At 69.2% G+C, this 4,817-nt stretch carries 5 protein-coding genes; 3 read left to right on the forward strand and 2 right to left on the reverse strand.

Going from position 1 to position 4,817, the window contains the following annotated elements:
• Positions 1–28: 28 nt before the first annotated feature.
• Entirely contained in the window at positions 29–877 is an 849-nt protein-coding gene (panC, locus tag ACIPIA_RS10395) for a pantoate--beta-alanine ligase (RefSeq protein ID WP_400509196.1), read from the reverse strand.
• Positions 878–971: 94 nt separating this feature from the next.
• On the opposite strand from panC, the gene ACIPIA_RS10400 reads away from it, so the two are divergent.
• Together ACIPIA_RS10400 and ACIPIA_RS10405 are read left to right on the forward strand one after the other, a co-directional pair.
• Positions 972–1,712 (forward strand): VWA domain-containing protein, encoded by a 741-nt coding sequence (locus ACIPIA_RS10400; protein ID WP_400509198.1) that lies wholly within the window; start codon positions 972–974, stop codon positions 1,710–1,712.
• Positions 1,709–2,428, forward strand: coding sequence for a DnaJ domain-containing protein (locus ACIPIA_RS10405; RefSeq protein WP_400509199.1), 720 nt, complete (start codon positions 1,709–1,711; stop codon positions 2,426–2,428). The genes ACIPIA_RS10400 and ACIPIA_RS10405 overlap by 4 nt, the downstream gene beginning before the upstream one ends.
• A 55-nt stretch (positions 2,429–2,483) precedes the next feature.
• Here ACIPIA_RS10405 and ACIPIA_RS10410 read toward each other — a convergent pair whose 3' ends face one another.
• A complete protein-coding gene (locus tag ACIPIA_RS10410) occupies positions 2,484–4,130 on the reverse strand; it encodes an SPOR domain-containing protein (protein ID WP_400509201.1) in 1,647 nt (548 codons plus the stop codon).
• A gap of 292 nt (positions 4,131–4,422) precedes the next feature.
• Here ACIPIA_RS10410 and ACIPIA_RS10415 point away from each other — a divergent pair, with 292 nt between their 5' ends.
• Positions 4,423–4,770 (forward strand): phasin family protein, encoded by a 348-nt coding sequence (locus tag ACIPIA_RS10415; RefSeq protein WP_400509203.1) that lies wholly within the window; start codon positions 4,423–4,425, stop codon positions 4,768–4,770.
• Positions 4,771–4,817 lie beyond the last annotated feature (47 nt).

A 4,817-nucleotide genomic window follows, 5' to 3' on the forward strand; every position in this document is an offset into this window, starting at 1 on the left:
GACCGGCGGCGGCGAGGCCGCCTGCGGGTCAGACCGGGATGTTGTCGATCAGGCGCGTGCTGCCGATGCGCGCGGCGAGCAGCAGGCGGATCGGCCCGTCGGCGAGCGAGGCGACCGGCGCCAGGGTCTCGGCATGGCGCGCCTCCAGATAGTCGAGCTCGAAGCCGGCGGTGATGATCGCGTTCTGCGCGTCGGCGACTGCCTTGAACAGATCTTCGCGGTTGCGGATGCGGGCGGCCAGGTCCTGCATCACGCGATGGAGCAGGGGGGCCAGCGCCCGGTGCTCGGCCGAGAGGTAGCGGTTGCGCGAGGACATGGCGAGGCCGTCCGCTTCGCGGATCGTCGCCAGCGGGACGACCTCGATGCCGAGGTCGAGATCATCGGCCATGCGGGTGACGACCTTGAGCTGCTGATAGTCCTTTTCGCCGAAGATCGCGTGATCGGCGCGCGATTGGGTGAAGAGCTTGCAGCAGATCGTCGCCACGCCCTCGAAATGCGTCGGGCGGAAGCGGTCCTCGAGGCCGACGGCGGCGGGGCCCAGCAACAGGACGCGGGTGGCGAAGCCCGCCGGATACATCTCCTCCACCGAAGGAAAGAAAACTGCGTCGGCCCCGGCGGCCACCAGCCTGGCGCAGTCGTCGTCGAAGGTGCGCGGATATTTCTTGAAGTCCTCATGCGGCGCGAACTGGGTCGGATTGACGAAGATCGAGACGATGACCCGCTTGGCGTGACGCTGGCCTTCCGTCACCAGGGCGATATGGCCTTCGTGGAGCGCGCCCATAGTCGGCACGAGCGCCACCTTCTCGCCGGCCGCATGCCAGCCGGCAACGGTCTCGCGCATCGCGGCGACCGTCTCGAAAATCGTGATCCCAGCCACTCTCGCTTCCTCCATTTGTCGGACGGGTAGCAAATGCGGCTGCGATGGCCAATATCAGAACCGAAGGGACCGATTCCGTCGGATCAATGGGTTGATGAGCGACAAGAACGATCGCGCTGTCGGCAAGGCCGCCGCGACCACGCCGACAGGACATTCGCAGCCGGGCGAGATCGACCGCTTTCTCGGGGCGGCAAGGCGGCTGGCGCCCCTCGCGACGGGCCAGGCCGGGCGGCTGGTCTTTGCGCTCGATGCCACGATGAGCCGCCAGCCGACCTGGGACCTCGCCTGCTCCCTGCAGGCGCGGATGTTCGAGGTCGCGGGACAGGGCGGCGGCCTCGCCGTCCAGCTGGTCTATTTCCGGGGCATCGGCGAATGCCGAGCCTCGGGCTGGGTCGGCGAGCCCGAGAGGTTGACCGGGCTGATGCGCAGGATCGCCTGCGAGGGTGGCCAGACGCAGATCGCGCGCGTGCTGCGCCATGTCCGCGACGAGGCGCAGGAGGTCCCGATCCGGGCCTTCGTCTTCGTCGGCGACGCGATGGAGGAAGATGCCGATGCCCTGGCGGCGCTGGCGGGCGAGCTCGGGCTGCGCGGTATCCGAGGCTTCGTCTTCCAGGAAGGGTTCGACGCTGCCGCGAGCGCGGCATTCGCGACGATCGCGCGCCTCACCGGCGGGGCCCATGCGCGCTTCGATGTGACCGCGCCGGCCTCGCTGCTCGAGCTGTTGCGGGGGGCGGCGGCCTATGCGGCTGGCGGGCGCGAGGCGATGCTCCGGCTCGCCGGTTCGAGCCCGGCGGTCAAGGGGCTGCTCGCCGCCATGGACGGAGGCCGCAAGTGAGCCTGCTCTACGGCCTCGCCATCCTGATCCTGGTCTGGTGGCTGGCGAAGCTCTTCGCCGGGACGAATCCGAAGGTCCTGGCCCGGTTGATGAAGACGGTCGGCGGCGTTGCCTCGCTCGGCGTGGCCGGGCTGCTGATGGTCCGCGGCCGCATGGACATGGCGATCTTCCTCGGCGGCATCGGGGCCTGGCTGCTCGGCTGGAGCGCGACGGGGCCGGGCGGCATCCGCTTTCCCTGGGCCGATCGCTCCGGGCCGACGCCGGGAGCGACTTCGAAGGTCGGGTCCACGCTGCTGGAGATGGAACTCGACCACGACAGCGGCGCCATGGCCGGGAGCGTCAGGGCCGGCGCCTTCGCGGGGCGAGCGCTCGACAGCCTGAGCATGGCCGAGCTCAGCGCGCTGATGCGCGAATGCCTGGCCCGCGATCCCGATGGCTCGCGGCTGCTAGAGGCATATCTCGACCGCCGGTCGCCCGGCTGGCGTGAAGACGCTCAGCGTGATGGCGACGCGCGGCAGGGTGGAGCGCCGGGCGCGGGCGCGATGACGCAGCAGGAGGCCTACGAGATCCTGGGGCTTCAGCCGGGGGCGAGCGAGGAGGCGGTCCGCGAAGCCCACCGGGCTCTGATGAAGCGCATCCACCCGGATGCCGGGGGCACCAGCGGCCTTGCCGCTCGCGTCAACCAGGCCAAGGACGTCCTTGTGAAGCAGCGATAGCGGGGGGTTCGGGGAGTGGGTCTGCGACATGGCGTAACCTCCTGTCCCTGACCGTTCAGCTGCGGGTGGCGAAGCAGGAGAAGCCTCCGCGCTTCAGCTGGGCGCAGGCGTTCTGCGCATCCTTCGAGTCGTCGAAGCCGGCGAAGCGGGCCCGGAACAGCGTGGAACCGCCCTTCTCGACCTTCTCCGTGAACGGCGAGGCGCTGGCGAGTGAGCCGGCAGCCTTGGCGCGGGCGCGGGCCAGGATCTCCTTCGCCTTGCCCTCGTCGTCGGTGGCGCCGAGCTGGATCACCCACTTGCCGGAGGCGACCACGGCGGCCTGGTGCGACATTGCCGGGGCGGGCTCGGGGGCCTGGACCTTGGCGGGGGCGGCTTCCGCCTTGCGGGCGACGGTCGTGGCCGGGGCCTCGGCCCTGGCGACGGCGACCTTGACGGGTTCGGGCGCGGGTTCGGCCGCCCTGGCGATCGAAGAGGTGACATCGACATTCGCCGGCGGACGCAGAACCTTGGCATCGCTCGGCTGCGCGCCGATCGACCAGCGCATGGCGGACGGCGTCGTGGTCGCGGCGACCGGGCGGACGCCGGAGAGCTGGATCTGCGGTGCGGCGGCGGCGACCGGCCGCGGCGGGGCGATCGGGGTCGTCGTCGACATCGGGGCATAGGCGCGGGCGGCGGCCGGCAGGGGCTGCTGCTCCTCGGCCTGCTGGCGCGGACGCGGGACCGGGATCGGCGCGGGCTCGGCGGCGGCCTGCTGGACGGCCGCGGCGCGCGGACGCTCCTCGGGCTCGGGCGCCTCGGCGACCATCACCGAGGACCGGCCGCTGGTGGCGGCACGCGGCAGGCTGGCCAGTACGAGATCGGTCATGATCTTGTCGCGCGAGGCGCCGGAGCGACCCCCGAGCACGACGGAGACGACATGCCGGCCGTCGGACTTGGCGGAGGTCATCAGGTTGAAACCGGAGGCGCGGGTGTAGCCGGTCTTGATGCCGTCGACGCCCTCGACCTTGCCGAGCAGGCGGTTATGCCCGCGGATCGTGCGGCTGCCGTACTGGAAGGCGCGCATCGAGAAGAGCGGATAGTATTTCGGGAAGCGCTCCTGGATGGCGCGCGCCAGGATGGTGAGGTCGCGCGCGGTCGTCAGGTTCGGCGGCGAGTGCGGCAGGCCGTGCGGATTGTAGAAGCGGGTCGAGCCCATGCCGAGCGAGCGCGCCTTGCGCGTCATCTGCTCGGCGAAGGCGTCTTCCGAACCGGCGATGTTCTCGGCCACGACGACGGAGGAGTCGTTGGCCGAGAGGGTGATCATGCTCTTGATCGCGTCCTCGACCGAGATGGTCGAGCCCGGGCGCAGGCCGAGCTTGGTCGGCGGCTGCGAGGCCGCGTAGGACGAGACCCTGAGCTCGGAATCCATCGAGAAGCGGCCGCGCTCCATCTGCTCGAACAGCATGTAGAGCGTCATGACCTTGGTGAGGGAGGCCGGGATGCGCGCGGCATCCTCGTTGACCGCGTGCAGCGTCCGCCCCGTCCTGGCGTCGACGACCATCGCCGCGTAGGGCGGGGTGTAGCCGCCGCCCGCTGCATGATGCCGGCGCTTGCGCGCCTCGGCCGGTGAGGAGGCTATCGTGGCCGCGACTGCGGCGATGCCGATCAGCCCGACAACGGCGCGCAGACGCGGCCGCTGAAACACAACGCAACCCAGAACCATGGACTCGCCTCGAACTCACTGTCGGTCCGTCCGGCGCTCCATGTTCGTGGCACGCAGGACACAGTGAGGGGAGGTTAGTCGGATGCGGTTACGGAGCCGTTAAAACTTGAACGGTTGCGGTCGGAACGATCTGCGTTTGGTGCAATGCAGCGTTCTCTTGACATTCATGTTGCAATGCACAATATGAAGGCAGTCCCCGGTGGTGATCTCTTCATACGACCTTGGGGCGACAAAACGGGCCTATCTGGCCCATTCACTCTGAGGCGGCACCCAGAGTGCCAGGAGACGACCCATGATCCAGCAGTTCGAGACCATTCAGAAGGCCTCCAAAGACAACGTCGATGCCGCTCTGAAGGCGTTCGGCGTCACCTCCAAGGGCGTGCAGACGATCGCCGTCGAGGCGACCGACTATGCCAAGAAGTCCTTCGAGGCTGGCACCGCCACGCTCGAGAAGCTCGCCGGCGTGAAGACCTTCGACAAGGCTCTCGAGATCCAGGCCGACTATCTCAAGACCTCTTTCGAGGGCGCGGTCGCCCAGCTCACCAAGATGGGCGAGCTTTACACCGCCCTTGCCAAGGACGCCTACAAGCCGTTCGAGGGCATCGTTTCCAAGGTCGTCCCGGCTGCGCCGAAGGCCTGATGCCGGCGGATCGCCGAAGGGCGATCCCGGCTTCCAGAAAGTTCAGT

This window comes from Allobosea sp. CER48, from assembly GCF_044752385.1.
In the GTDB taxonomy this organism is placed as follows: Bacteria; Pseudomonadota; Alphaproteobacteria; order Rhizobiales; family Beijerinckiaceae; genus Allobosea.